Source organism: Paenibacillus sp. FSL K6-2393 (assembly GCF_038002545.1).
Taxonomy (GTDB): domain Bacteria; phylum Bacillota; class Bacilli; order Paenibacillales; family Paenibacillaceae; genus Paenibacillus.
The window spans coordinates 640,545-663,022 of the sequence record NZ_JBBOCU010000002.1; the positions used below are offsets into that span (position 1 = coordinate 640,545).

The window sequence follows — 22,478 nt, forward strand, 5'->3', positions numbered from 1 at the left end:
ATAGAGTTAGTCGCCTAATCAGGCGGTTAAGTATGGTCAAAGCTTCATTATACCCGAACATATGGTCTTGACGAAAGCCCCCGATTTCATCCAGTATCGGTATAAAACGGGCACCTGCACGAGATTACGCAACTTTTTGGCATGATATCGTATAAGTTATATGCCTGAGCATTTTGCATGAAGGATGTAATATGCTAATTTACTACTAAATAGAAATGATAATATTGGTTTTGACGGGACAGAGGAGGAATGGTCATGAAACTGCTTCAGCGCATCAAAGACGGAGCGAACAAAGCAACAGAGCGTGCCCAGCACGCCGTTGAGATTGGAAAACTGAACAACCAGATTGTGGGCTTGCAACAGGAACAGGAAGTCCATTTTACAGATATGGGTCGCATCTTCTATGAGGGTTATCGGGCACAGGATATGACGCGTGCAGAAAAAGAAATGGTGGATCTGTCGCAGCTCTGCGACGAATTGCAGGACGAGATCGATGGTCTGCGCAACAAGATTGCTCAGCTTAAGAACGAACGGTTGTGCGAATGTGGACACGTCGCTTCCCTGGATGCCAACTTCTGTCCTAAATGCGGACGCAAGTTGGGTGAACTCAAGACAGCAGCGCCTAAAGTAGGAGCAGTAGGAGTCGCAGGAGCCACCACAGCCGCGAGACAGGAGGCAGCTGTAGCTCAGACCCAAACTCCAGAGCCGGACTTCTACGATGCGCCACCTGAATTGGAACTGGAGGAAGATGAGCCGTATCACACGGTCATTCCGTCCATAGCGGATCTGGAGACAGAATCGGAATATAACAGTACGGAATTTACCCAGGAAGAAAAGGAAGCGTTCGATGCGGAGTGGGAACGTCGCAGAGATGAAGAGATGCAACGGGAACGTGAGCGTCAGCAAGAACTGGACGAACGCATCCGCTACTGGAAAGAAAACAACCCGATTGTGAACACGGTGGACGTACAGACCGAAGTATCACGCGAAATGGTGAATTGTCAGATTTGTGCAGCCGAGCTGCCCAAAGGTTCGAAGTGGTGCCCGCGTTGTGGTGCCGAACAGATCTGATCTGATGCAGTAGAAGCACTGCTGCATCATTGTGAGGCAGTGCGGGTTGCTGACAGCATGGGGGGACGGGAATATGGACCAACTGCTGCATCATTTGCGTCATCTCGGGTTTACCGAGATGGAATCTAAAATTATGGTGGAACTCGCCCGTCAGGGATCAGCCTCAGGATATGAGGTTGCGAAGCGGCTGGGCGTGTCCCGTTCCAATGTATATGCGACCCTGCAACGGCTGGAACAGCGTGGGTTCTTGCGGTGTAGTCCAGGGGAGCCGGCGAAGTATAGTGTGCTGAAGCCAGAGGAGATGACACGTATGATCTCCGATCAAATGCGTACCTCACTGGATTATGTCCAGAGCAGCATGCCCAAAAGTGAACCGGAGAAGCCTGTTTTCTACAACGTCGAAGGGGACAAGAATGTGTTTGAGAATCTGAGCCGTGAATTGGCCGAGGCTCAGCATGAGATTGTTGTAGACGTTTGGCGTGAAGAGGCAGAGTTGCTACGTAATGACTTACAGCAGGCTGAAGCTCGGGGTGTGCGGCTGTTATGGTCGTGTGATGGTGGCGAAGGTATGCTTGATCAGCCTGTTCCTATGCCGGGTTTGCCTATGTATGGCACAGGTAATGGTCGGAAATTTTCCCTGGTGGTGGACCGCCGCTGGTGCATGCTGGGCATGCGCGGGGAATCATGCGCCACACAGGCAGTGGTGACGGAGCATCCGGTAATGACCGGACTGCTACTGAATCATTTTGCTCAAGAGCTGGTGTTGTACGAACTGGAACAGGATATGGGTGAGGAACTGGAGTCCCGCTATGGGCACCGGTACGAAGAAATCTCTGCGCGTTATTGGTCTTCTCCTTCAGGAGAGGGTGACCAGAGCTAGACAGATCGGCGACTAATTCACCTCTGATGGAGTGAACATGCCAGCACAAAGGTATCTATCTTGATGAAACGAATACGTGTGTACATAAAGCAGGCGCTGCCCAAAGGCAGACGCCTGTTTGTGCTGGTTTGAGATATGACAGTGATGTTCGTCACAGCATCTGTTTCCAGTCAAGTCGATAGTAAAGGTATGAAGTTATGCTATTTTTGAGAAAATGAAGCTATGAACATTCGATTGAACAGGATACTACATGATCATTCTTTGGGCACGTGATATAGAGCTTCAAGCACATCGATATAATAAGCTGTACCATGGGGTACAAATTCCGTTGCCCGAATCTCGCGAACGACACGCTCAGGTTTATAAGCTGCCTGATCGCTTAACGGGTCCTTATGACCGATGGAATGTGGTGGTGATATCAATGGCTGAGTCTGAACTCCAGTAGCTTGGATGACGTCGATCTCGCCACGGAACATAGCGAGTAGATCATCCAGCGGCACTTCATACAGGCTATCCACCTCGCTGGGCTGCAGAACGTAGGCTTCGAGCGGCTGGTTCAGACATAATCCATAGACGGCGCTGAATTCCCGATCTATGAATGGGACACCACGCACCTCTCCTTGGAGCTGCTGTGTAGCCGTGAGTAGATAGGTTAGTGCCTCGAATGGAGTATTCACACCCAGTTCTTCCTCCAGCTCACGAATGGCGTCTTGCAGTTGTTCACCTGCGGTAAGATGGCCTGCTGCTGTAATGTCGTAACATCCGGGAAAGGTATCCTTAATATCACGCCGTCGCTGAAAAAGGACCTGTCGCTGCTCGTCTTTGTCACGCACGATCCAGCAGTGGAATGAACGGTGCCAATATCCTTTGGCATGGACCTCGCTGCGTAGTGAAGTGCCGATCCAATTTTGCTGATCGTCATAAATGTCGAAACGTTCTGGGGTCATGAAACGTATCTCCTTATATAGCAGATTTTAAAGTTCAAAATTTCACAAAGTATGTTTTAAACGAAAGGGGAACGATCGTATGGAATGCATTGTACACTTTCAGGTGATTTATCCGCAACCTCAGGAACGTAAAAGTCTTAGAGGACTTATATTTGTAGGGCAAGGTCAGGAACCGGCTAACAGTCAGTTAAGCAGCATGTTTAAGGATATGGGATTTAATGTACGTTTGGAAGATGAGGCCCAGTTGTTGTTCAAGCCAGTGGATGCTTCGGCAAACTTTGAATATATTCGTGTGACAGAGCTTGATACTGGAGAAGAAGTTTACAAAGAAGATAAGGATCTGAAGTCGATCCTGGAGCATTTGCTGCCACGCCGCTTCTAATTCATGAGCATGGCCGCAAATGACATTCATGGGGGAGCACGTGTAACACATGTATGTTAGGCACAAAAAAAGGCCCCACCTTTACGGTGGAACCTTCAACCCTTTAAGCTACGCAACCATTTTTAATGAAGCCCATATGGCTAGCTTTTCATACATACACCCTAGCAAGTAAGAGGTTGTCCCCCGCATCAGGATTTATATCCGTAATTCAACTCGGTGCGTCTTTATACGTTCATTGTGATTATGCTAGTGCGCCGGTTCCTTCTGCTTCCAGTTCTGAAGTACAGTGCGAGCAGCGGGTAGCCGCGGCTGGAATTTCCGATAGGCAATACTTGCAAGCCTTGGTCGTTTTTTGCGGCTCGGGCTTTTTGTGTTCTTTGCTTTTGAGATAGTTGATGCCCTTCACAAGCATGAAGATACAGAACGCAACGATAAGAAAATCAATCATGACGTTGATGAACTGACCATAAGCAATCACGGTAGCCCCAGCTTCGTTGGCTTGAGCGAGGGTGGTGATGTCCTGTCCGTTTGCTGTTTTCATGTCTCTATCCAGGTTGATGATTTTCTGACTGAAGTCAATTCCACCCAGCAGTTTTCCAACTGGAGGCATGATGATATCATTCACAAGGGACGTGACGATTTTACCAAAAGCAGCCCCAATAATGACACCGACCGCCAGATCGATGACGTTGCCGCGGACGGCAAATTCCTTGAATTCTTTAAGTACGCCTTTCATGTTTGCATATCTCCTTTGATCATTCAATTCAAAATATAGGTCGCGTTTCCATCCATTCTCCGTTCAGATCCGCGCTTCCGTTCTCATATTGTACATAAAAAATAGATTCCAATCACCCCCTGTTTGCAAATTAAGACAAGTTTCCGCAACTTCCATGAAAATACTTCTTTATTTCACGCCGCCGATTCGGTATACTTCTAACATTGTCAGTTATGTTTAACCTTTTACATTCAGGTTCGCGATCATACATTGTAACGAATCATGGAGCCAAAAAATTAAATATGCCGTTACTCGTATATGTGCAGGAATAGGCCTGCATGTCTCTACCCGATCACCGGAATGATCGGACTACGGGAAAGATGTTGCAATGTTTTGTATGGTTGGCATGAGATTATTCTCAGGCAGTTTGACTGAAGAGCAGGTTCAAGTAATTTCTATCTGTTTCTGATCACACTGTTTGGAGTTTCTCACGTCAGGAGTTATATCCTGTCATTCTGTCCATCCAGTACACTTGCAGCATCCATACGGCTTGTCCATATACGTACAAGTCCGTCTTTCCCGTCTCCGGTTATTCCGCGGCGTGTGAAAAGGCGGGCTTTTTGCTTTTTTACCATGCGATTGGAAGAGCGTGTGAGCTTCTGTGCGGAGGGCATTCAGGGGGAAGAATTACAATGCAATTGTTAAAAGACAAGGTAAGACAGGAAGGCATCGTCCTGTCCGAGCAAGTACTCAAAGTGGATTCATTCCTGAACCACCAGATGGACCCGGTTCTGATGAAGGAAGTGGGCAAGGAATTCATTCGCCGCTTTGAAGGTGAGAATATCACACGTGTGCTGACAATTGAGTCGTCAGGGATTGCACCAGGCATCATGACCGCTTTGGAGCTGAACGTGCCGCTGATCTTTGCACGGAAGCAGAAGTCGCTCACACTGACGGAAGACATTCTGGTAGAGAAGGTCTACTCCTTCACGAAGCAGGAGACCAATGAAATTACTGTTGCCAAGAAGTTCATGAAGCCTGGTGATCGCGTGCTGATTATTGATGATTTTCTGGCGAATGGTGAAGCAGCATTTGGTCTGGCTCGCATAGTGGAGCAGGTTGGAGCCGAAGTGGTGGGTATCGGTATTGTTATTGAAAAAGCATTCCAGCCGGGAGGTCGCTTGCTGAAAGAAGCAGGATACCGTGTGGAATCGCTGGTTCGCATCGGTGCACTGTCGGATGGACAGGTTACATTTGCGGACGAGGAGGGCACGAACTAATATGGCACGCGAACGTATCTTTCAACGGCATCGGCATCCAATCAAAACGTTCTCCCTCGGACTACAGCACGTGCTTGCTATGTATGCAGGAGCCGTCGTTGTCCCATTGATCGTTAGTAACGCATTGGGTTTTACACAGGAACAACTAACCTATCTCATTGCTATTGACCTGCTCGCATGTGGTGTGGCTACACTGCTTCAGGTATGGGGAAATAAATATTTCGGCGTAGGGCTGCCTGTCATGCTCGGTTGTGCATTCCAGGCCGTGTCTCCGATGATCCTAATCGGGATGAACAGTGGGGTATCTGCCATCTACGGAGCAATTATTGCCTCAGGGCTGTTCGTATTGATCTTCTCCGGAATCTTTGGGAAGCTTATTCGGCTCTTTCCACCCGTGGTTACGGGTTCGGTGGTTACGATCATCGGTTTGACCTTGATTCCGGTTGCTTTCCACGATCTGGGCGGCGGTCAGGGGTCAGAAGATTTTGGCAGCGGAGTGAACTTGTTACTCGGTTTCGGCGTGCTTCTGTTTATCATTCTGATGACTCGTTTCACAACTGGATTTATCCGTTCCATCTCGGTACTGATTGGTCTGCTGGTAGGTACGGTGGCAGCAGGGTTCATGGGTGAGGTTAATTTTGCTCCTATTCGTGATGCAAGTTGGTTCCACGTTGTTCAGCCGTTTTACTTCGGTACACCGACATTTGAGATTGTACCGATTCTGACGATGATTCTGGTGGCGATTGTCAGCGTGGCCGAGTCCACAGGTGTATTTATGGCTCTGGGCAAAATACTGGACAAGGACCTGTCTTCCAAGGATCTTGCCCGTGGTTATCGCGCGGAGGGTCTAGCCATTGTATTAGGTGGTATTTTCAACTCGTTCCCGTATACAACGTATTCGCAAAATGTAGGACTGGTACAGATGACACGTGTGAAGACACGTGATGTCATTGTGGTGGCTGGTGGAATCCTTGTGGTCATTGGATTTGTACCAAAAATTGCAGCCCTTGCACAGCTCGTTCCAGGGGCAGTACTTGGCGGAGCGATGGTGGCCTTGTTTGGCATGGTGGTATCATCAGGCATTCGGATTATCGGCAGTCAGGTCGATCTGAACCGACATGAGAATCTGTTTGTCATCGCTTGTTCTGTAGGTATGGGGCTTGGGGTTACCGTTGTACCTGAGTTGTTCGCAGGTGCACCGGCCTGGGCTCAGATTATGCTCGGTAATGGTATCATTGCAGGTAGCTTCACGGCGATCTTCATGAACCTGCTGTTCAATGGTCTTGGTACCAAGGAAACGGCTGCCAAGATGGCTGAACAACAAGCAGATGCCATACTTGGAGAGACGGGCAAGTCAGCTTAAATTAGCCGAAGTAGGCTAGGATTATCATCCAGCAGGATTGTTATGTTAACTGTTATAGATAGACGATTCACAAGATGAATAATGAATCAGATTAATCATGAAGATATACAGCATGAATGGTTTATGACATACATCTTTTATGCTATGAATGTTCAACCACATGAACGAATGAAAGAGACACCTTTAGATGCGAAACACCGAAAACAGGCTCAACAGAGTCGCGTTTTCGGTGTTTTTTGTTTTATTTAACTATGATGAGCGGGGATTACAGATGACGTAACTGTTTCTCTGCAAAATCGCCAACCCACGGCAGCTTCAGCCACTTCCCCTGTAGACTGGTGACGACCATAATAAGCCAGACCACCACACCAAGCAGGGATAACAGCGATGCCACGAGGGGGCCAAACAACGGAAGGAAAGCTGATAGTACATGCCCGACCATAATGATGCCAAAGACCGTTACAGATTGCAGCGCATGGAATAGCACAAACCGACTCCGCTTCTCCACAGCGAGAAAGACAATTCCCCCTACAAAGGTAAACAGATAACAGAGCATGCCAGCAATATTTTCATCCAGACCGCTAGACGATTTCATGGGGGACATCCGGTCCAGCCTCCTTTGACCTTTTTAACTAGGTTATGAGAGAGATGGACAGAACTGAACCGATGAATTTATTTGCCTGTGAACGGATGGGGATGCAACACATGGGAAAAAGCAAACAGGGGCAGAGCAAGCCATTGTACAGCTTGCTCTGCCCCTATTGTCGTTTACGATTAATACGTTACACGAACGAAATCGTTATCCGCCCTCGATCTGTCTGCGAGGGTTTGTAATCTTGCCAATTTTATCGGTGTCGTTTTCTTTGGGAACCAACCGCTCATCGGTTCGTCCTTCGTGGTGATTATCATATGCATATTCGGTCAGTTTCCATTCCGACTTGCCAAGAACGGGATCGGCCGGGAAATGTTGCCCCCGGTGCAGATGTTCCTCACGTCCGGCTTCATTGATGTAAACTCCGTCTACTTCCACCTTTTCATGCGAAAGGGGCAGCATATCTTGTTCTTTGCGGTCCATGAGACGACGCCTCCTTTGGATACCAGTAATTTAACTGTATGGGTTGTCCGTGATAATATCCCCCGAATAGTTCAGTGTTATGCTGGATATATTAATTCCGTATAGAATGGTGGCATTCATAACATATGATTCGGAATTAAACTTTTTGGGCATGAGAACCGTTATATTTATTAGAGGAAATCGTCAAGTCGTAAGATACTTCCGAATATGCTACAATAAGATTATGATTCATTCCGAATCATATCGGGTATTTATAGTGTCAGGTACTTGCTTTCTAGCGAGGTTCCCGACCTAAAGCTTGCTTTAAGCCGCGCACACAACTTCATGGATGGCATTTAAGACTTATTCGGCATTCTCTAAACGGAGCATTCACTTTCAACGTTTTGGGAGGGAATTACAATGGCAACGAAAGGTCACAATGAGGTCAAAGAAAGTTTGAGGGAAATGACTCGGATTTTCCGTCCTAAAGATCCAAAAAAATTCGTGAAGGAGTACGTGAGAAAATACCGGATTACGGGTGGATACGAGGAAGAATTGACTTCTGTGGTTGAGCATGAGCTTGTCAAGATGGATTCTTCCGTGTCCTGAAACAACACACAACTCTGATTATACTGTTCCGATAATGAATAGAACCGTCTCCCGGGCGATAAGCTCCGGCAGGCGGTTTTTTTTGCGTTCCTGCTGCATATATATGGGAGTACACCTACAGCGGGAAGGATGAATGCATGTGGACCCTATTTTGAAAACCAAAGAAGAGATTGGCTACATGCGGGAAGCTGGACGGATTTTGCGAAGTTGCCACCAGCATATTGAGCAGTGGATGATCCCCGGTATCACGACAGCAGAGATTAATGAGCGGGTGGAAGAGTTTCTGGCAGCACGAGGAGCCACACCGGAGCAAAAAGGGTACAAAGGATATCCGTACGCGACGTGTGCCTCTGTTAATGAAGTGGTCTGCCACGGATTTCCGGGGGAAGAGGAGCTGGCGAGCGGGGATGTATTGACCATCGATATGGTGGTGAACAAAGACGGCTGGCTTGCTGACTCGGCCTGGACATATGGAATTGGTGAAACAAGCAGATCCATTCGCAAGCTGATGAGACGCACGGAGAAGGCACTTGAGCGGGCGATTGCCCAGGCAGTTCCAGGGAATACACTCGGAGATATTGGAAATGCCATTGAACGAACAGCCAGATTGTATCGGTACGGAATTGTGAAGCCTCTCATTGGTCATGGGATTGGTCAATATATTCATGAACCCCCAAATGTGTTGCCTTATGGCAAACGCAGAACGGGCACGATGCTCACCGAGGGCATGGTTATTACGATTGAACCAATCTTTACAAAGGGCAGTTCCGGGGCCGTTGTGTGGGATGAAGATGGATGGACGGTAAGGACGGTAGATGGCAGCTGGGGGGTCCAGTATGAGCATACGGTTGCGATTACTGGGAATGGCCCCTTGATTCTGACCGATGGCACGTGAGATGAAGTCAGTGAAGAAGAGGACTTGAGTTGAACTTTCTCCGAAATGCTCCATGCTGTTTTGAGCTTGAAGATAGCGGTATGGAGCGATAGGCATGTCTTCTGAATGGATATGGAAGAGGTTTTCCATAAATTCTGATCTTTCTTTTGCATAATAGCACATGTTTTCAATGTGAGAAAAATCACCAATAAATCGAGTTTTATCACCGAAATTTGGCAAAAATTTTCAAATGTAGAGTGTAATACTTTTAACTGAAATCGTTTGCAAATCAAGTTGTAGAGCGGTTTTTTACATAAAGTGAACAATTTGTGAACATGTGTCCAAAGATTGACAAAATCATACCCTCAACTTATATTTAATAAGTGATTGAAGCATATAGAATGAATTGGAAGAATGCGCAGACATGCCCTGAGCAGGAAATCACGGGAGTACTGGAAGCGTTATTTTTGTAAGCGTTCTGTATGATGAAGAGGATTATGCGTATCGTGCTGAAACGTACCTTTTGTTGCCTTTCTACCGAACGACAACGGTAATCTACGAAAACGTAAAAAAGTGGGGTAGATCAATGATGAAACAGTGGCAGGTTGCAAAGCGAATTCTCCCCTTGCTGGCGGTGTTCTCTTTGCTGCTATCCGCATGCGGGCGGGAAGACTTGTCGGTAATGAAACCTCAGGGTCCTGTAGCGCAAGGCCAATATGATCTGATGAAGTTATCCATCGCGATTATGATCGTGGTGCTCATCATTGTATTTGCCATAGCGGCCTATGTTCTGATCCGGTTTCGTAGACGAGCCGGGCAGACTGAGATGCCCGAACAGGTTGAAGGTAATTTCAAGCTGGAAGTAATATGGACAGCCATTCCGTTATTGCTGGTTATTGTTCTGGCAGTACCGACGGTCCAAACGATTTTTGCCCAAGGCGAAGATCTGTCCAATGACAAAAACGCACTTAAGGTCCAAGTCACCTCACATCAGTACTGGTGGGAATTCACTTATCCTCAATATGACGTAACCACCGCTCAAGATCTCATCATCCCGACCGGAACAAAAATCGCATTCGAATTAAAAACCGCTGACGTGCTTCACTCCTTCTGGGTGCCGTCACTTGCGGGCAAAATGGACACAAACCCGGATGGAACACTTAACAAGTTCAGTTTCTCTGCACCGAATGAAGGCGTTTACCGCGGTAAATGTGCCGAATTATGTGGCAGATCGCATGCTTTCATGGAGTTTAAGGTAAAAGCAGTGAGTCAGGAATCGTTTGACAGATGGGTGAACCAGATGAAAGCACCCGCAGTCCTTCCTGAAGACACTCAATTGGCCGAAAAGTTCAAAACAAACTGCCTTTCTTGCCACGCTGTTGGTGATCAAGGTGGACCGGTTGCACCTAACCTGACGGGAATCGGCGGCAAGGAATCTGTCGCAGGCATTTTGCTGAATTCTCGCGAGGGACAGGAAGAAGGTAGTCCGGTACTGGATAACATGAAAGAATGGCTCCATGATCCACAATCCGTGAAGCCGGGCAATACCATGCCGAATCCCAAAGATCTTGGGTTGACGGATGAAGAAATCGACGGAATTGCCGAATATCTGGCCAACTACAAATTGGACTATGAATAGAACAGCAAGGACGAAGAAGGGGGTACACAACCTTGGCTCATGCGCATAGCGTCAAGAGGTACAGGGGCTTGATGGATTGGATCACCACCGTCGATCACAAAAAAATCGCCATTCTCTATTTGGTTGCGGGTGGATTTTTCTTTGGAATCGGCGGCATTGAAGCCATTTTGATTCGGATTCAACTGATTAAGCCTATGAATGAATTTGTATCGGCACAGGTCTTCAACGAATTAATTACAATGCATGGAACAACGATGATTTTCCTTGGTGTCATGCCACTTATTTTTGCCATTATGAATGCTGTCGTGCCTTTGCAGATCGGGGCGCGGGACGTTGCTTTCCCGTTTCTTAACGCGCTGGGTTTCTGGACGTTCCTGTTTGGTGGATTGTTGCTGAACCTGAGCTGGGTTATGGGCGGAGCACCGGATGCAGGCTGGACCTCATATACGCCGCTTTCGGGCAGTGAGTACAGTGGAACGCATGGTGTGGATTTCTACACCATCGGCCTTCAGATCGCGGGTCTGGGAACGCTCATCGGGGGCATTAACTTTCTCGCAACGATTATTACAATGCGTGCTCCAGGCATGTCCTACATGCGGATGCCGATGTTTACATGGACGACATTTATTACATCCGCCATTATCCTTTTTGCTTTTCCTGCCATCACGGTAGGGCTTGTACTTTTGACGTTTGACCGTATACTGGGAGCGAATTTCTTCGATGTCGCAGGTGGCGGTAACCCCGTACTCTGGCAGCACATCTTCTGGATCTTCGGGCACCCGGAAGTATACATTCTGATTTTGCCGGCATTTGGTATTATCTCGGAGGTTATTCCGACCTTCTCGCGTAAACGGTTGTTTGGATACAGCTCCATGGTATTTGCCACCATCCTGATTGCCTTCCTGGGCTTCATGGTATGGGCGCATCACATGTTTACAACAGGTCTGGGTAATGTAGCCAACGCGCTTTTCTCCATCTCCACGATGTTGATTGCCGTACCTACCGGGATCAAAATCTTTAACTGGCTCTTTACGATGTGGGGTGGACAGATCCGCTTTACAGCGGCAAATCTGTTTGCTGTTGGATTCGTTCCAACCTTCGTTATGGGTGGCGTTACAGGCGTCATGCTGGCATCTGCTCCAGCGGATTTCCAGTTCCATGATACGTACTTTGTTGTAGCCCACTTTCACTACGTTATTGTAGGGGGACTGGTGCTCGGCTTGTTCTCGGGACTGCATTACTGGTGGCCGAAGATGTTCGGACGTATTCTGAGTGAAACACTGGGCAAATGGACGTTCTGGACGTTTATGATCGGTTTCCAATTAACGTTCTTTGTACAGCATTTCCTCGGTCTGATGGGGATGCAGCGCCGGATCGTTACATACTTGCCGAATCAGGACTTTGACCTGCTTAATCTGGTCAGCTCCGTCGGTGCGTTTCTAATGGGTGTTGGGGTTATCATGTTCCTCGTGAACATCGTAATCACAATGAGAAAACCGGCTGGCGCGCCAAACGATCCGTGGGAAGATGGCCGTACACTGGAATGGTCTATTCCATCTCCGCCGCCGGAATATAACTTCAAGCAGACGCCGCTGGTACGCGGAATTGATGCATATTGGAAGGAAAAAATGGCAGGACATACCGAGATGACACCGGCAGAACCTGTAGGTTCGATTCATATGCCTTCAGCAACGCCGTTGCCGTTTGTAATGTCAGTAGGTATCTTTATCGCCGGACTTGGCTTGATGTTCAGCAAGGATGAATTTGGTAATGCATTTATGAATGTCATTTTTAACAATTATATTGTAGTTATTATTGGTCTCGTAATCACATTTGGCGCAATGGCACTTCGTTCACTTTATGATGATCATGGCTGGCATATTGAACCGGAGGATCAGGATGAGAAGGGGGCTAGAACATGACAACCTCACATGCCGAACCGGTGAACAACAAATTGCCGCATGAACCGGAGAAAGCAACGCTTGAAGGCCGTAACAAGCTTATCGCCTTCTGGTTGTTCCTTGGCGGCGAGACGGTACTGTTCGGTACACTCTTTGCTACCTTCCTGGCTCTTCGTGGCCAAACCAATGATGGACCTACGGCGAATGAACTGTTCCACCTGCCACTCGTGGCCGCTGCAACGTTCATTCTCCTGGTCAGTAGTTTGACGAGTGTATTTGCGATTCAGGCCATGCATAAGGGCAAGCGAGATGCACTGGCGTTGTGGCTTGGCATCACGGTAGTACTGGGTATGGGATTTCTCGCACTGGAAATTTACGAGTTCTACGAGTATGTGAAACATAAAGAGTTTGGCATGACCACGAGTGCATTCAGTTCAGCATTCTATACACTGGTCGGGTTCCACGGAGCCCACGTTGCTTTTGGTATTGTGTGGATCGGAATCATTATAGGTCAGCTGTTCAAAAAAGGATTGACGGTCGTAACCGCACCTAAAGTATACGTCTCCGCAATGTACTGGCACTTTATTGACGTGGTCTGGGTGTTCATCTTTACGGTCGTGTACCTGCTCGGAAAGGTGGGGTAGCACATGTCAGCACAGGATAAGACAGATCAACAGCCTGTGAAACACCGTCACCGGACGGAAGGGCCACAGAAACACGTCGTGGTGTTTATCTTCTCCATTATTCTCACGCTGATTGCGTTTGCGGCTGCTTCTGCCGGAGGGGTCAACACAACCTTTATCATTATTATTTTGCTCGTCATGGCTATTCTTCAAGTATTCGTTCAATTGGGTTATTGGATGCACTTGAAGGACAAAGGGCACTTGATGCCGATTCTGTTCATGGCCTTTGGCTTTTTCGTAGCCTTTACGTGCATCATTATGGCACTCTATTGGGTCTGGTGGTAAAAGAGATGGCGGCGGCGCATTGCCGCCGTCTTTTCCCCTTTTTGGCGAATGAATTTTCACAAAGTAATGAAGGCAACAACCAAATCAGGTCACGGGGAGGTTTCCCGTATGCTCGGGTTGCAATATTTTAGCTTCAACGACTTATGGAGTCCGCTTATATTGGCTTTATTTCTGATCATTGCTGCGGCTTATCTGGTGCTTGTGGGACCGTTAAGCGAGCAAATAAAGGATGCAGAACCTGCGACTGTTGCACAGAAAATCATGTTTATTACAGGGTTGTTTGTCCTGTATCTGGCTCAAGCTGGCCCATTTAATCTGCTTGGTCACGTAATGTTTAGCTTCCACATGGTGAGTATGGCGTTATCCTATCTGGTAGCGCCGCCGCTGATGATGAAAGGTTTGCCGATCTGGGTATGGCGCAGAATCGTACGCTGGTTGCCAACGCGCCAGCTATCGTTCCTGGCTCATCCGATCGTTGCGGCTGTGATCTTTAACGGGCTTTTCTCGCTGTATCACCTACCGATTGTACATGATTATGTCATGCTGAATTTTACCGTTCACCGGTTGTATTATATTGCACTGTTCATCACCTCGATGCTCATGTGGTGGACATTGCTGAATCCGTTGCCAGAGGGTAGACAAGCGTCGGGGTTATCCAAGATTGGTTTTATTTTTCTGAATATGGTACTGCTCACGCCTGCGTGTGGATTGATTATTTTTGCGTCCGAGCCGTTGTATCAGACGTACAGCAACCCGGCAGTATGGGCTGAAGCCATGCGGTATTGTGTGTCTGGAGATTCTACGGCGTTACTTCGCTCATTCGGTGGGCCTGCGTTCTTCAACTTCCTGTCTTCCGCGAAGGAAGATCAGCAGGTTGGTGGCATTGTAATGAAGTTTATTCAGGAAGGAATCTTTGCCTCCATGCTGGCTTATGTCTTTTTCCAATGGTATCGGAAAGAGAAGCAGGAAGATGATGATGATTCGTATCCTGCAGGGGGCGCAGGGGGGCCGCTCAATCCGGCTGCCAAATAATTAAGTCAATGTTCTGACAAGAGGGGGAACACACGATGGATATGTATTTTTGGCTACCCACGATCAGTACTTCTTTCATTGTGATTAGTGCAGTACTGGTGGGGATTGGATGGGTACTGATTATTCGAGGTAAACGTGAGGCTCATCAGTCCGCCATGGTAGCAGGTGCGATTGCAGCTCTAATTTTCTTTGTGATCTATATGTCGCGAACGGTGTTCGTGGGTAATACGGCTTGGGGCGGGGACCCGGATCTGGAGATCTTTTATCGGATATTTCTGATCTTTCATATTATCCTCGCTACCGTGGCAGCGATATTCGGCATCTCCACACTGGTCTTGGGGTTCAAAAAGAAGTTCGGAACACATCGCCGCTGGGGCAAGTTCACGTCCATGATCTGGTTCGGATCAGCGCTAACAGGTGTTGTCGTGTATGTTCTTCTATATCTCTTATATCCTGGTGGTCATACACGTCCCGTATGGGAAGTTATCCTCGGCGTATAAAAGTATAGATATAACCTCCGGCTACTTGGGCGTGTGTCACTATGACCTTCTGAAACTATGAAAATAGACGAATCTAGTAGACGATTCGTCCACGCTCCCTCTCTCATTCATTCATAGAATGAGTTTGAGAGGGGGAAAGTAAATGAAAAAAACAGTCAATGTCAGTCAAACGTATCCACGTCTCACGGTGTATTCTGAAGAGAACTACAGAGGGAGAAGCCGCATTTATCGTGGCAATACGGGGCTCCGCAACCTGGACAATATTTTGGATGGGGTGGAGAGCCTACGCTTTTTCTCAACAAGTTCGAATGCAACGCTGGTTGTGTTTACGCGTCCTAACTTTCAAGGTGGATTCCGTGTCTTCCGTGGCAACACCAACTTGAGAGATTTGGATGATCTGATCCGTGGCAATGATGTGGAATCCCTGATCTCCACCAATCAACGGTTAACGCTGGCTCAGATTCGCGCAATCCGCAGGGATCGCAGTCTGCCTAGTGGCTACAACCTCGTTTAATCGTAAGACCTCTTCTGTAAACAGGTGCTAGAGAACGGCAAAGGGCTGTATCCGTTATTGTGTGTGTACACAATAACGGGTACAGCCCTTCTTTTGTGCTTGGGGAATTTCGTATATTCCCCTAATCCCCGCCGCCACTATCCCCACCACTGTCGCCGCCGCCACTATCCCCACCACTGTCGCTGCTGCTACCACTATCGCTGTTGTGATGAGAATGTGTGTCTGATGAAGAATCCGACTCATGATGTTTGTGATCCGGTGTGTGTCTGGAATGTCGATCGTAGGAGTCATCTCCTGTAATGACCGGATATCCCGAAGCAGAGTCGGTATAACCGTTGTTACGACGGATGCGGTGTCTCCCTTTTTTGGCAGAATGACGATGAGGCTCATCCCGGAGGACCAACCATATTACGACGATAAGGAAAAGGAGGACAAAACCGATCTCTACCAGCCAATCCATAGCTGTAACCTTCCTTTCTTTGATTCATTACTATAATTTATTTTAACGTAAATTCGTACTGTGTCCCATCCCGTCTTCCTGATTCAGGAAATTTAAGGGTTGACGGGATGAGAATTCGGTCTGTATACTGTGTATATTGATATATACAGTAAACACAGTGAACACAGTAAGCAAGATGAGTGAGTGAATGACAGGTGAAAGGCAGGCAGGCATATGAACGAATGGAAGCAGGCGTGGTGGCTGACCCGCAGTCAGATGAGTAAGGATAAGCTCCAATGGCTATGGTCTGCAATATTCATGATATACACTGGCAGCATGAGCGGTGTGATGTTAGTAGGACAACAACAGACAGATTTCATTAATCCGGTGGTGGATGCCTTCTTTTTACTTATGTTGCCATTTCAAGGGTTTATGTTCTGCAGGCGCTCCTTCCGTTACATACATGAGGATTCCTATACGCAGATGCTGGCCTACTATCGCAGAATTCCTATCCCTGAACAAGCGGTGATGTGGTCCAGGTTACAGCAGTCTCTAATGGCGTTTGCTTACAACGGTATCTTTTTCTACGGATCGTTATATGTGGTTAACCTTCATTCCGAAGGATTCCGATGGGATCAATATCTGGCCTTTAGCCTTACCTGTACAGGTTATGGACTTGTGGTAACAGGATTGTATATTTACGGAGAGTTTCTGAACAGTGGCAAGAAATATTTGCTTCTCAGTACGCTTTTTGTACCAATCGCCATTGGCATGTCCTTACTGATTCGAATGTCAGGCAGTTACGGATTACGGCTTGTACTGGATGAAAGTAAATCATGGGGGCTACTTTCCCCGATCATGTGGATTGCTCTGGTGGCTGGCGTAGCGGGACTATGGCTGTTTAGTCGCTTGACGCTGAAGAAGCTGGTTCAACGGGATTTGAATTAAAATGAGAATTGAGCTTATGTACGAATACAGGATGAAACCGGCACGGTCAGGTAACAGACTGGAGTGTACCGGAGGGCGAGGTGCAAGATGTGAAAATACCCATTCAAATTAATGAAAATAGCGCTGAACCTTTATACCACCAAATTGAAAATCAGTTAAGATCGTTAATTATTACGGGTCAGTTGGGGGAGGGAACACATTTGCCGTCCATTCGTGAGTTCGCCGGAGCACTGAATTGCAGTGTTATTACGGTTAGACGGGTCTATCAGGATCTGGAGAATGAAGGCTTGCTTCGTACGAAGCAGGGGACAGGTACATTTGTGGCCCAGGTAGAAGCCGGCGACAGAGAGAATTATAGATTAAAGGCCGCACAGGAAGCGATGCAAGCAGCGGTGCAGTCCGGGAAATCGGTAGGCTGTACGGAAGAAGAGATGGAGAGCCTGTTCCGGGAAGTCCTGAAGGCTATTTACGCGAAGTAAGGGAGTGATTCATACGTGGAACCGATAGCAATCCAGTTGAACGGCGTATCCAAAATGCGAAAACGCAGAGTTATTGGCCCAATTGATCTGACCATCCCGGAAGGGTATATAGTCGCTATTCTCGGTCACAACGGTTCAGGCAAAAGCACCCTTCTTAACATGCTGCAGCAAGTGGTGCTGCCAGATGCTGGGCAGATTATATGGTTTGGTCAGGAACATGATGGGCCACTTCCCATTGAACTGAGACAACAGATTGGTTTTGTGGCAGATAACGCTGGTTCAGAAGAGAACCGGATAACAGCACAGGAAGCAGCCCATTTCCGGGCGTACTGGTATCCACGTTGGGATATGAAGTTGTTCGACCAACTGATTCATGATATGGAAGTACCTGTTGATGTGAAGCTGAACAAGATGTCCAAGGGAGAACGGCGAAAATTTGAGATTGCAGCTGCAATTGCAGCTCGCCCAAGACTATTGCTTTTGGATGAGCCTTCATCAGGACTGGACCCCTTTGCCTGGAAAGTGATGGTTGAGCAGTTCCGTACCTTCATGGCGGGGGGAGACACCACGATTCTGATTGCCACACATATTGCGGACGAAGTCAAAAGGCTTGCGGATTACATCGTATTGATGCACCGTGGTCAGTCGCTGGGGATGGCCGAGAAAGATATGGTGCTCGATCAGTGGAAAGAAGTCTGGTATGAAGGAGATTTAAGGCCAGAAAGTATTCCTGGTGTTGTGGAATCTTCTTTGGAAGAGGGGGGTCTGGTTCGCGTAATTACAACCCGGGTCAGCGAGGCGCAGGAGAGGCTGGAGCTGTCCAATAACCGGGTATTGAAAATCCGTAACTTGGAATTGGATGAAGTGCTGGCATTCTGGATTGCCGGGTATGCACCCGTACAGTGGAAATAACCGAAGGGAGACGATAAATGATGAACCGATTGGAATTGAAGCAAGTCGTCAAGCAATATGCAGACAAAACAGCCGTTAATGGAGTCACGCTCAATGTAAAAGAGGGAGAGATTTACGGACTGCTCGGAGCCAATGGTGCAGGTAAAACGACAACAATGCGCATGGTGCTTGGACTGATTCACCCTGACGGAGGGAACATCCTTTACAACGGCAAGCCCTATAATACGGAGCTGCAACAGATTATGGGTTATCTTCCGGAAGAGCGCGGATTGTACCCGAAGGTGAAAGTCAGCGAACAGATTAATTACCTGGCACGACTTCGTGGCATGAATGGTAAGGACGCAGATCAGAGCCTCAAGTACTGGCTGAATCGGTTTGAGGTACCTGAGTATTACGATAAGAAGATCGAGGAGTTATCCAAAGGTAATCAGCAGAAAATGGGCTTTATCGCAGCCGTAGTGCATAGACCGCAGATTCTCATTCTGGATGAAGCGTTCAGTGGTCTGGATCCTGTGAACGTGGAATTACTCAAGTCCACCGTCAAGGAATTACGTGACGAAGGCACAGCTATTCTGTTTTCAACACACCGCATGGAGCACGTTGAAGAGTTGTGTCGTCAGATCACCATTCTGCATCGTTCCAACACGGTGGTACAAGGAGAGATCAAGGAGATCAAGAGCCGGTATCCGCGTGAACAGGTTTTCCTGGGTACGATTGGTAGTGTGGAAGGGCTCGAACAATTGTCTGGTGTGAAGAAAGTTGAGCGGAATGAGCGCGGGTACCTGATACATATTAGTCAGGTGGAAGCTGCTCAAGAGATTCTGAGAACAGCCATGACCCAGACGACAGTGGAACACTTTGAACTGAAGGAACCAACGCTTAACCAAATCTTTATTCGTGAGGTAGGTGAGTCGAATGAATAAAATGGGAACGATTACGGGTTTTACATTTAAAAACAAAGTTAAAACGAAATCATTCATGGTAACGACCATTGTACTTGCACTTTTAATTTCAATCGGACTCAATGTTCCATATTTCATTACCTTATTCAATGGGGGTTCCATTGGCGGAGCTTCCAGCAGCAATCCTGTAAATATCGGTCTTCTGAGTACAGGGCAGCCTGAAGTTTCGGAGAAACTGGAGAGCTTCTCTGCGGCTCAAGGAGATCAGGCCTATCGATTCATTGCCAGTGGTGCCAAAGATGAGGCTGCTCTTGCGGCGGATGTGGAAGCAGGGCTTACCGATGGTTATCTGAAGTTTGAAGCTGTTTCCGGGCAAGAGTTCCCGCAGCCCATTCTATATTCAGCAGAAGACGTATCACCTCAGATCATTGCATCCATTGAAGCGGCATTACAGAGTGTGAAGCTGGATGTGGTTGTGAAGGATGTACTCACAGCGGAGCAGAAGGAACTGATTACAACACCTGTGAAGCTCACCGAGCAAAGTTTGAGTACAGATGAGAGCGGAGCAGGTACTGAGTCTGAAGGTGGAATGAGCCCGATTAACTATATTGTGGTGTACTTGCTGATCATCCTGCTGTTTACCTCAACGATGATGACAGGTAACATGATTGCCTCCGAGATTACAGCTGAGAAGAGCTCACGTATTATGGAGATTTTGATTACGAGTGTATCACCGCTCAGTCAGATGTTTGGTAAAATCATCGGTATATTCATGGTGGGGATGCTGCAAATCGGGATCTTCGGAGCGGTGGTTGCCGGAAATATCTTGCTGCCGCATAACCGTGCAGTATTAGGTGACTTCAATATGAGTCTGAGTGATGTGAATAGTGCAGTTATTGTGTACGGACTTATATTCTACATTCTGGGTTACTTCCTGTATGCCGTGTTGTTCGCTGCCATTGGTTCAATGGTAAGCCGTACTGAGGAACTCGGTCAGGCTGTTCTGCCGATTACGATGTTGTCACTTGTATCCTTCTATATTGCGATCTTCAGTATTTCTACGCCGAACATTCTGTTGTTGAAAATCGCAAGCTTCATTCCATTCACATCGCCGACCGCGATTCTGGTACGGATTGGTGCAGGGGTTGCACCAACCTGGGAGATTCTAACTTCATTAGCGATTCTGATCGTATCCATTATCATCTTCGGATGGCTTGCAGCCAAAATTTATCGCACAGGTGTGTTGATGTACGGTAAACGTCCAACCTTTAAGGAATTGTTTAAAGCCATGAAGGCTTATAAGATCTAAATTGAGTGTTTGAAGGGGAGGGATTGGATAAGTGCTGCTCCGTTTGTGGAGTGGCACCAATTCCCACTTTTATCCGTAGTATCTAAGTATGTCTATTCTATTAAAAATTGGATTGGCAACTATATTCAATAAAGGAGATTACATAATATGAAAAATTGGAAACGCATGCTCTTATCTCTTACCATCTCAGTGAGTTTGCTCGCATCTGCAGTACCAGCTATGGCTGCTCCACAAGGAACTTCCGTCAAGGTCAATGACCAGGCTGTGAAATATGCTACAGGAGCACCAATCCTGGATAAAGGTACAACATTGGTTCCACTGCGGACTACGCTGGATGCTATGGATGTGAAGTTAACAACTGCGACAGATGATACGATCACGGCTGTGGTAGATGGCAAAACGATTACACTCAAAAGCAAGCTTACACGTATCAACGGTGTAACGTATGCGCCAATCCGCATCGTTGGTGATGCTGCGGGTTATGAAGTTCGCTGGGATGCTGCAACGCGCACCGTGTTGTTGGTATCCAAGGGCGGAGAAACCGAAACTGCTCAAACCGGTGGACGCGGCTTCATGTGGGAAGTTGAAAGCAATGGCAACACGGTCTATCTGGTAGGATCTATGCATATTGCTGATGAGAGCTTCTATCCATTACGTCCGGAGTTCGAAGAAGCCTTTGCGGAAGCCGACTATCTCGGGGTAGAGATTGATATTAGCAAAGCCGCTGATGAAGAGCAGCAAAAGCTGGTTCTAAGTCTGGGTTCGTATCAGGATGGCACAACACTGAAAGATCACATTTCCAGTGAAACGTATACTAAGCTGGGCGATGTATTGAAGAAAAATGGTCTGGAGTCTAACGCTTTGGATGCATTTAAGCCTTGGGTAGTAGAGAGCACACTTGCAAGTTTGAAGTCCACAACGGCAGGATACGAAGCGTCAGCAGGAGTGGATCTGTATTTCATCCAGAAAGCGATCGAGCGCAAACTTCCAGTTATTGAGTTGGAGAGTTATCAATCTCAACTTGGTATGTTTAACGACTTTTCCAAAGAAACACAAGAGGAAACACTGAAAGCGACAATTGAAAACTTCGACGTGTTGGATAACAGTGTGAAAGAAATGGCTGAGACGTGGAAAACGGGTAATGACGAGCAACTGCTTGAACTGACAAACAGCTTCTCCACTAACGAGGAATATAACAAAGCAATGTTAGTTGATCGTAACATTGGTATGGCGGACAAAATCGATGGTTACTTGAAAAACGGCAAAGGTGAGGAATATTTCATTGTTGTTGGTGCGGCACACTACTTGGGCGATCACGGCATCGTGAAACTGCTTGAGGATAAAGGATATAAAGTAGAACGTAAATAAATATAGATTACTATAGAAGGTAACCCTTTCGTCTCGAATATAAGAGTTGAGAGGGTTACCTTCTTAATATATAGAAGAAAGACAGATTAAATAAAGAAGATCAAGCTGTAGGATAATACAATCGAACCTAGGATTTCATCGTAGATTCAAGGTCCTTAATATGGATTAGATTGTGGATTTAATATGTTTTGAAATTAACTCTTTACAAGTGCGTGTGCTGCATGGTATATTCTATTTCCGGCCAAAAAAACACGAGATACACGGTGCGGCAAGCAAATCAAATAAGCTTCGAAAGAAACTTAAAAAAAGAGCTTGCAAAGTTGGTTCGGACATGATATTATATAAGAGTTGCTGAAGAGAACGACATTCGGTAACAAAACAAGTTTGATCTT

26 protein-coding genes and 1 riboswitch are annotated in these 22,478 nt (G+C 47.1%); of the genes, 20 read left to right on the top strand and 6 right to left on the bottom strand.

Annotated features, from left to right (window positions below; all coding sequences use genetic code 11):
* Positions 1 to 255: 255 nt before the first annotated feature.
* Together MHI14_RS30030 and MHI14_RS30035 are read left to right on the top strand one after the other, a co-directional pair.
* A complete protein-coding gene (locus tag MHI14_RS30030; protein WP_133386869.1) occupies positions 256 to 1,071 on the top strand; it encodes a zinc ribbon domain-containing protein in 816 nt (271 codons plus the stop codon).
* A 73-nt stretch (positions 1,072 to 1,144) separates the two neighbouring features.
* Complete coding sequence (locus MHI14_RS30035) at positions 1,145 to 1,951, top strand: TrmB family transcriptional regulator (protein WP_341131947.1); 807 nt, start codon at positions 1,145 to 1,147, stop codon at positions 1,949 to 1,951.
* Positions 1,952 to 2,205: 254 nt separating this feature from the next.
* Here the strand turns inward: MHI14_RS30035 and MHI14_RS30040 are convergent, their stop codons facing one another.
* The gene (locus tag MHI14_RS30040) at positions 2,206 to 2,898 is read right to left on the bottom strand and encodes an NUDIX hydrolase (RefSeq protein WP_341131948.1); all 693 of its coding nucleotides are present in this window, start codon (positions 2,896 to 2,898) and stop codon (positions 2,206 to 2,208) included.
* 79 nt (positions 2,899 to 2,977) lie between these two features.
* Between MHI14_RS30040 and MHI14_RS30045 the strand changes: the two genes are divergently transcribed.
* Positions 2,978 to 3,280: a hypothetical protein gene (locus MHI14_RS30045; protein ID WP_017690846.1), complete on the top strand. Its 303-nt coding sequence runs from the start codon at positions 2,978 to 2,980 to the stop codon at positions 3,278 to 3,280.
* Positions 3,281 to 3,521: 241 nt separating this feature from the next.
* On the opposite strand, the gene mscL is transcribed toward MHI14_RS30045, so the two are convergent.
* Positions 3,522 to 4,016: a large conductance mechanosensitive channel protein MscL gene (gene mscL, locus MHI14_RS30050; RefSeq protein WP_289391045.1), complete on the bottom strand. Its 495-nt coding sequence runs from the start codon at positions 4,014 to 4,016 to the stop codon at positions 3,522 to 3,524.
* Positions 4,017 to 4,287: 271 nt separating this feature from the next.
* A riboswitch (purine riboswitch) is annotated at positions 4,288 to 4,387 on the top strand.
* Positions 4,388 to 4,495: 108 nt separating this feature from the next.
* Positions 4,496 to 4,630, bottom strand: a complete 135-nt coding sequence (locus tag MHI14_RS30055; RefSeq protein ID WP_341131949.1) for a hypothetical protein — start codon at positions 4,628 to 4,630, stop codon at positions 4,496 to 4,498.
* A gap of 57 nt (positions 4,631 to 4,687) precedes the next feature.
* On the opposite strand from MHI14_RS30055, the gene MHI14_RS30060 reads away from it, so the two are divergent.
* Together MHI14_RS30060 and MHI14_RS30065 are read left to right on the top strand one after the other, a co-directional pair.
* Positions 4,688 to 5,275 carry a xanthine phosphoribosyltransferase gene (locus tag MHI14_RS30060; RefSeq protein ID WP_036613196.1) on the top strand — a complete coding sequence of 196 codons (588 nt, stop codon included), beginning with the start codon at positions 4,688 to 4,690 and terminating at the stop codon, positions 5,273 to 5,275.
* 1 nt (position 5,276) lies between these two features.
* Positions 5,277 to 6,638, top strand: coding sequence for a nucleobase:cation symporter-2 family protein (locus MHI14_RS30065; protein ID WP_339312003.1), 1,362 nt, complete (start codon positions 5,277 to 5,279; stop codon positions 6,636 to 6,638).
* 265 nt (positions 6,639 to 6,903) lie between these two features.
* Here the strand turns inward: MHI14_RS30065 and MHI14_RS30070 are convergent, their stop codons facing one another.
* Together MHI14_RS30070 and MHI14_RS30075 are read right to left on the bottom strand one after the other, a co-directional pair.
* Complete coding sequence (locus tag MHI14_RS30070; protein ID WP_047840268.1) at positions 6,904 to 7,242, bottom strand: DUF4870 domain-containing protein; 339 nt, start codon at positions 7,240 to 7,242, stop codon at positions 6,904 to 6,906.
* 195 nt (positions 7,243 to 7,437) lie between these two features.
* Positions 7,438 to 7,713: a transposase gene (locus MHI14_RS30075; protein ID WP_091038332.1), complete on the bottom strand. Its 276-nt coding sequence runs from the start codon at positions 7,711 to 7,713 to the stop codon at positions 7,438 to 7,440.
* A 399-nt stretch (positions 7,714 to 8,112) separates the two neighbouring features.
* On the opposite strand from MHI14_RS30075, the gene MHI14_RS30080 reads away from it, so the two are divergent.
* The 9 genes from MHI14_RS30080 (at position 8,113) to MHI14_RS30120 (ending at position 15,729) form a co-directional block, all read left to right on the top strand.
* Complete coding sequence (locus MHI14_RS30080; protein WP_017690840.1) at positions 8,113 to 8,301, top strand: hypothetical protein; 189 nt, start codon at positions 8,113 to 8,115, stop codon at positions 8,299 to 8,301.
* 133 nt (positions 8,302 to 8,434) lie between these two features.
* The gene (gene map, locus MHI14_RS30085) at positions 8,435 to 9,196 is read left to right on the top strand and encodes a type I methionyl aminopeptidase (protein WP_341131950.1); all 762 of its coding nucleotides are present in this window, start codon (positions 8,435 to 8,437) and stop codon (positions 9,194 to 9,196) included.
* 565 nt (positions 9,197 to 9,761) lie between these two features.
* Positions 9,762 to 10,814 (top strand): cytochrome c oxidase subunit II, encoded by a 1,053-nt coding sequence (gene coxB / locus MHI14_RS30090; protein WP_047840266.1) that lies wholly within the window; start codon positions 9,762 to 9,764, stop codon positions 10,812 to 10,814.
* A 71-nt stretch (positions 10,815 to 10,885) separates the two neighbouring features.
* Positions 10,886 to 12,736, top strand: a complete 1,851-nt coding sequence (gene ctaD, locus MHI14_RS30095; RefSeq protein ID WP_445670387.1) for a cytochrome c oxidase subunit I — start codon at positions 10,886 to 10,888, stop codon at positions 12,734 to 12,736.
* Positions 12,733 to 13,359, top strand: a complete 627-nt coding sequence (locus MHI14_RS30100; protein WP_091038337.1) for a cytochrome c oxidase subunit 3 — start codon at positions 12,733 to 12,735, stop codon at positions 13,357 to 13,359. The genes ctaD and MHI14_RS30100 overlap by 4 nt, the downstream gene beginning before the upstream one ends.
* A 3-nt stretch (positions 13,360 to 13,362) precedes the next feature.
* A complete protein-coding gene (locus tag MHI14_RS30105; protein ID WP_036613178.1) occupies positions 13,363 to 13,683 on the top strand; it encodes a cytochrome C oxidase subunit IV family protein in 321 nt (106 codons plus the stop codon).
* 108 nt (positions 13,684 to 13,791) lie between these two features.
* Complete coding sequence (gene ctaG / locus MHI14_RS30110; protein ID WP_340967490.1) at positions 13,792 to 14,715, top strand: cytochrome c oxidase assembly factor CtaG; 924 nt, start codon at positions 13,792 to 13,794, stop codon at positions 14,713 to 14,715.
* Positions 14,716 to 14,750: 35 nt separating this feature from the next.
* Positions 14,751 to 15,215 (top strand): DUF420 domain-containing protein, encoded by a 465-nt coding sequence (locus MHI14_RS30115; RefSeq protein WP_036613174.1) that lies wholly within the window; start codon positions 14,751 to 14,753, stop codon positions 15,213 to 15,215.
* Positions 15,216 to 15,357: 142 nt separating this feature from the next.
* Positions 15,358 to 15,729, top strand: a complete 372-nt coding sequence (locus MHI14_RS30120; RefSeq protein ID WP_036613171.1) for a hypothetical protein — start codon at positions 15,358 to 15,360, stop codon at positions 15,727 to 15,729.
* Between the two features lie 121 nt (positions 15,730 to 15,850).
* Here MHI14_RS30120 and MHI14_RS30125 read toward each other — a convergent pair whose 3' ends face one another.
* The gene (locus tag MHI14_RS30125; RefSeq protein ID WP_341131952.1) at positions 15,851 to 16,189 is read right to left on the bottom strand and encodes a hypothetical protein; all 339 of its coding nucleotides are present in this window, start codon (positions 16,187 to 16,189) and stop codon (positions 15,851 to 15,853) included.
* A 213-nt stretch (positions 16,190 to 16,402) separates the two neighbouring features.
* Here MHI14_RS30125 and MHI14_RS30130 point away from each other — a divergent pair, with 213 nt between their 5' ends.
* The 6 genes from MHI14_RS30130 to MHI14_RS30155 all read left to right on the top strand — a co-directional run bounded on the left by MHI14_RS30130 (position 16,403) and on the right by MHI14_RS30155 (position 22,086).
* Positions 16,403 to 17,116, top strand: coding sequence for a hypothetical protein (locus MHI14_RS30130; RefSeq protein WP_091038344.1), 714 nt, complete (start codon positions 16,403 to 16,405; stop codon positions 17,114 to 17,116).
* Between the two features lie 89 nt (positions 17,117 to 17,205).
* Positions 17,206 to 17,595, top strand: a complete 390-nt coding sequence (locus MHI14_RS30135; RefSeq protein ID WP_091038380.1) for a GntR family transcriptional regulator — start codon at positions 17,206 to 17,208, stop codon at positions 17,593 to 17,595.
* A gap of 15 nt (positions 17,596 to 17,610) precedes the next feature.
* Positions 17,611 to 18,507 carry an ATP-binding cassette domain-containing protein gene (locus tag MHI14_RS30140; RefSeq protein ID WP_091038346.1) on the top strand — a complete coding sequence of 299 codons (897 nt, stop codon included), beginning with the start codon at positions 17,611 to 17,613 and terminating at the stop codon, positions 18,505 to 18,507.
* Positions 18,508 to 18,527: 20 nt separating this feature from the next.
* Positions 18,528 to 19,430 carry an ABC transporter ATP-binding protein gene (locus MHI14_RS30145; protein WP_036668607.1) on the top strand — a complete coding sequence of 301 codons (903 nt, stop codon included), beginning with the start codon at positions 18,528 to 18,530 and terminating at the stop codon, positions 19,428 to 19,430.
* Positions 19,423 to 20,718: an ABC transporter permease gene (locus tag MHI14_RS30150; RefSeq protein WP_341131953.1), complete on the top strand. Its 1,296-nt coding sequence runs from the start codon at positions 19,423 to 19,425 to the stop codon at positions 20,716 to 20,718. Before MHI14_RS30145 ends, MHI14_RS30150 begins: the two co-directional genes overlap by 8 nt.
* A 147-nt stretch (positions 20,719 to 20,865) precedes the next feature.
* Complete coding sequence (locus MHI14_RS30155; protein ID WP_341131954.1) at positions 20,866 to 22,086, top strand: TraB/GumN family protein; 1,221 nt, start codon at positions 20,866 to 20,868, stop codon at positions 22,084 to 22,086.
* Positions 22,087 to 22,478 lie beyond the last annotated feature (392 nt).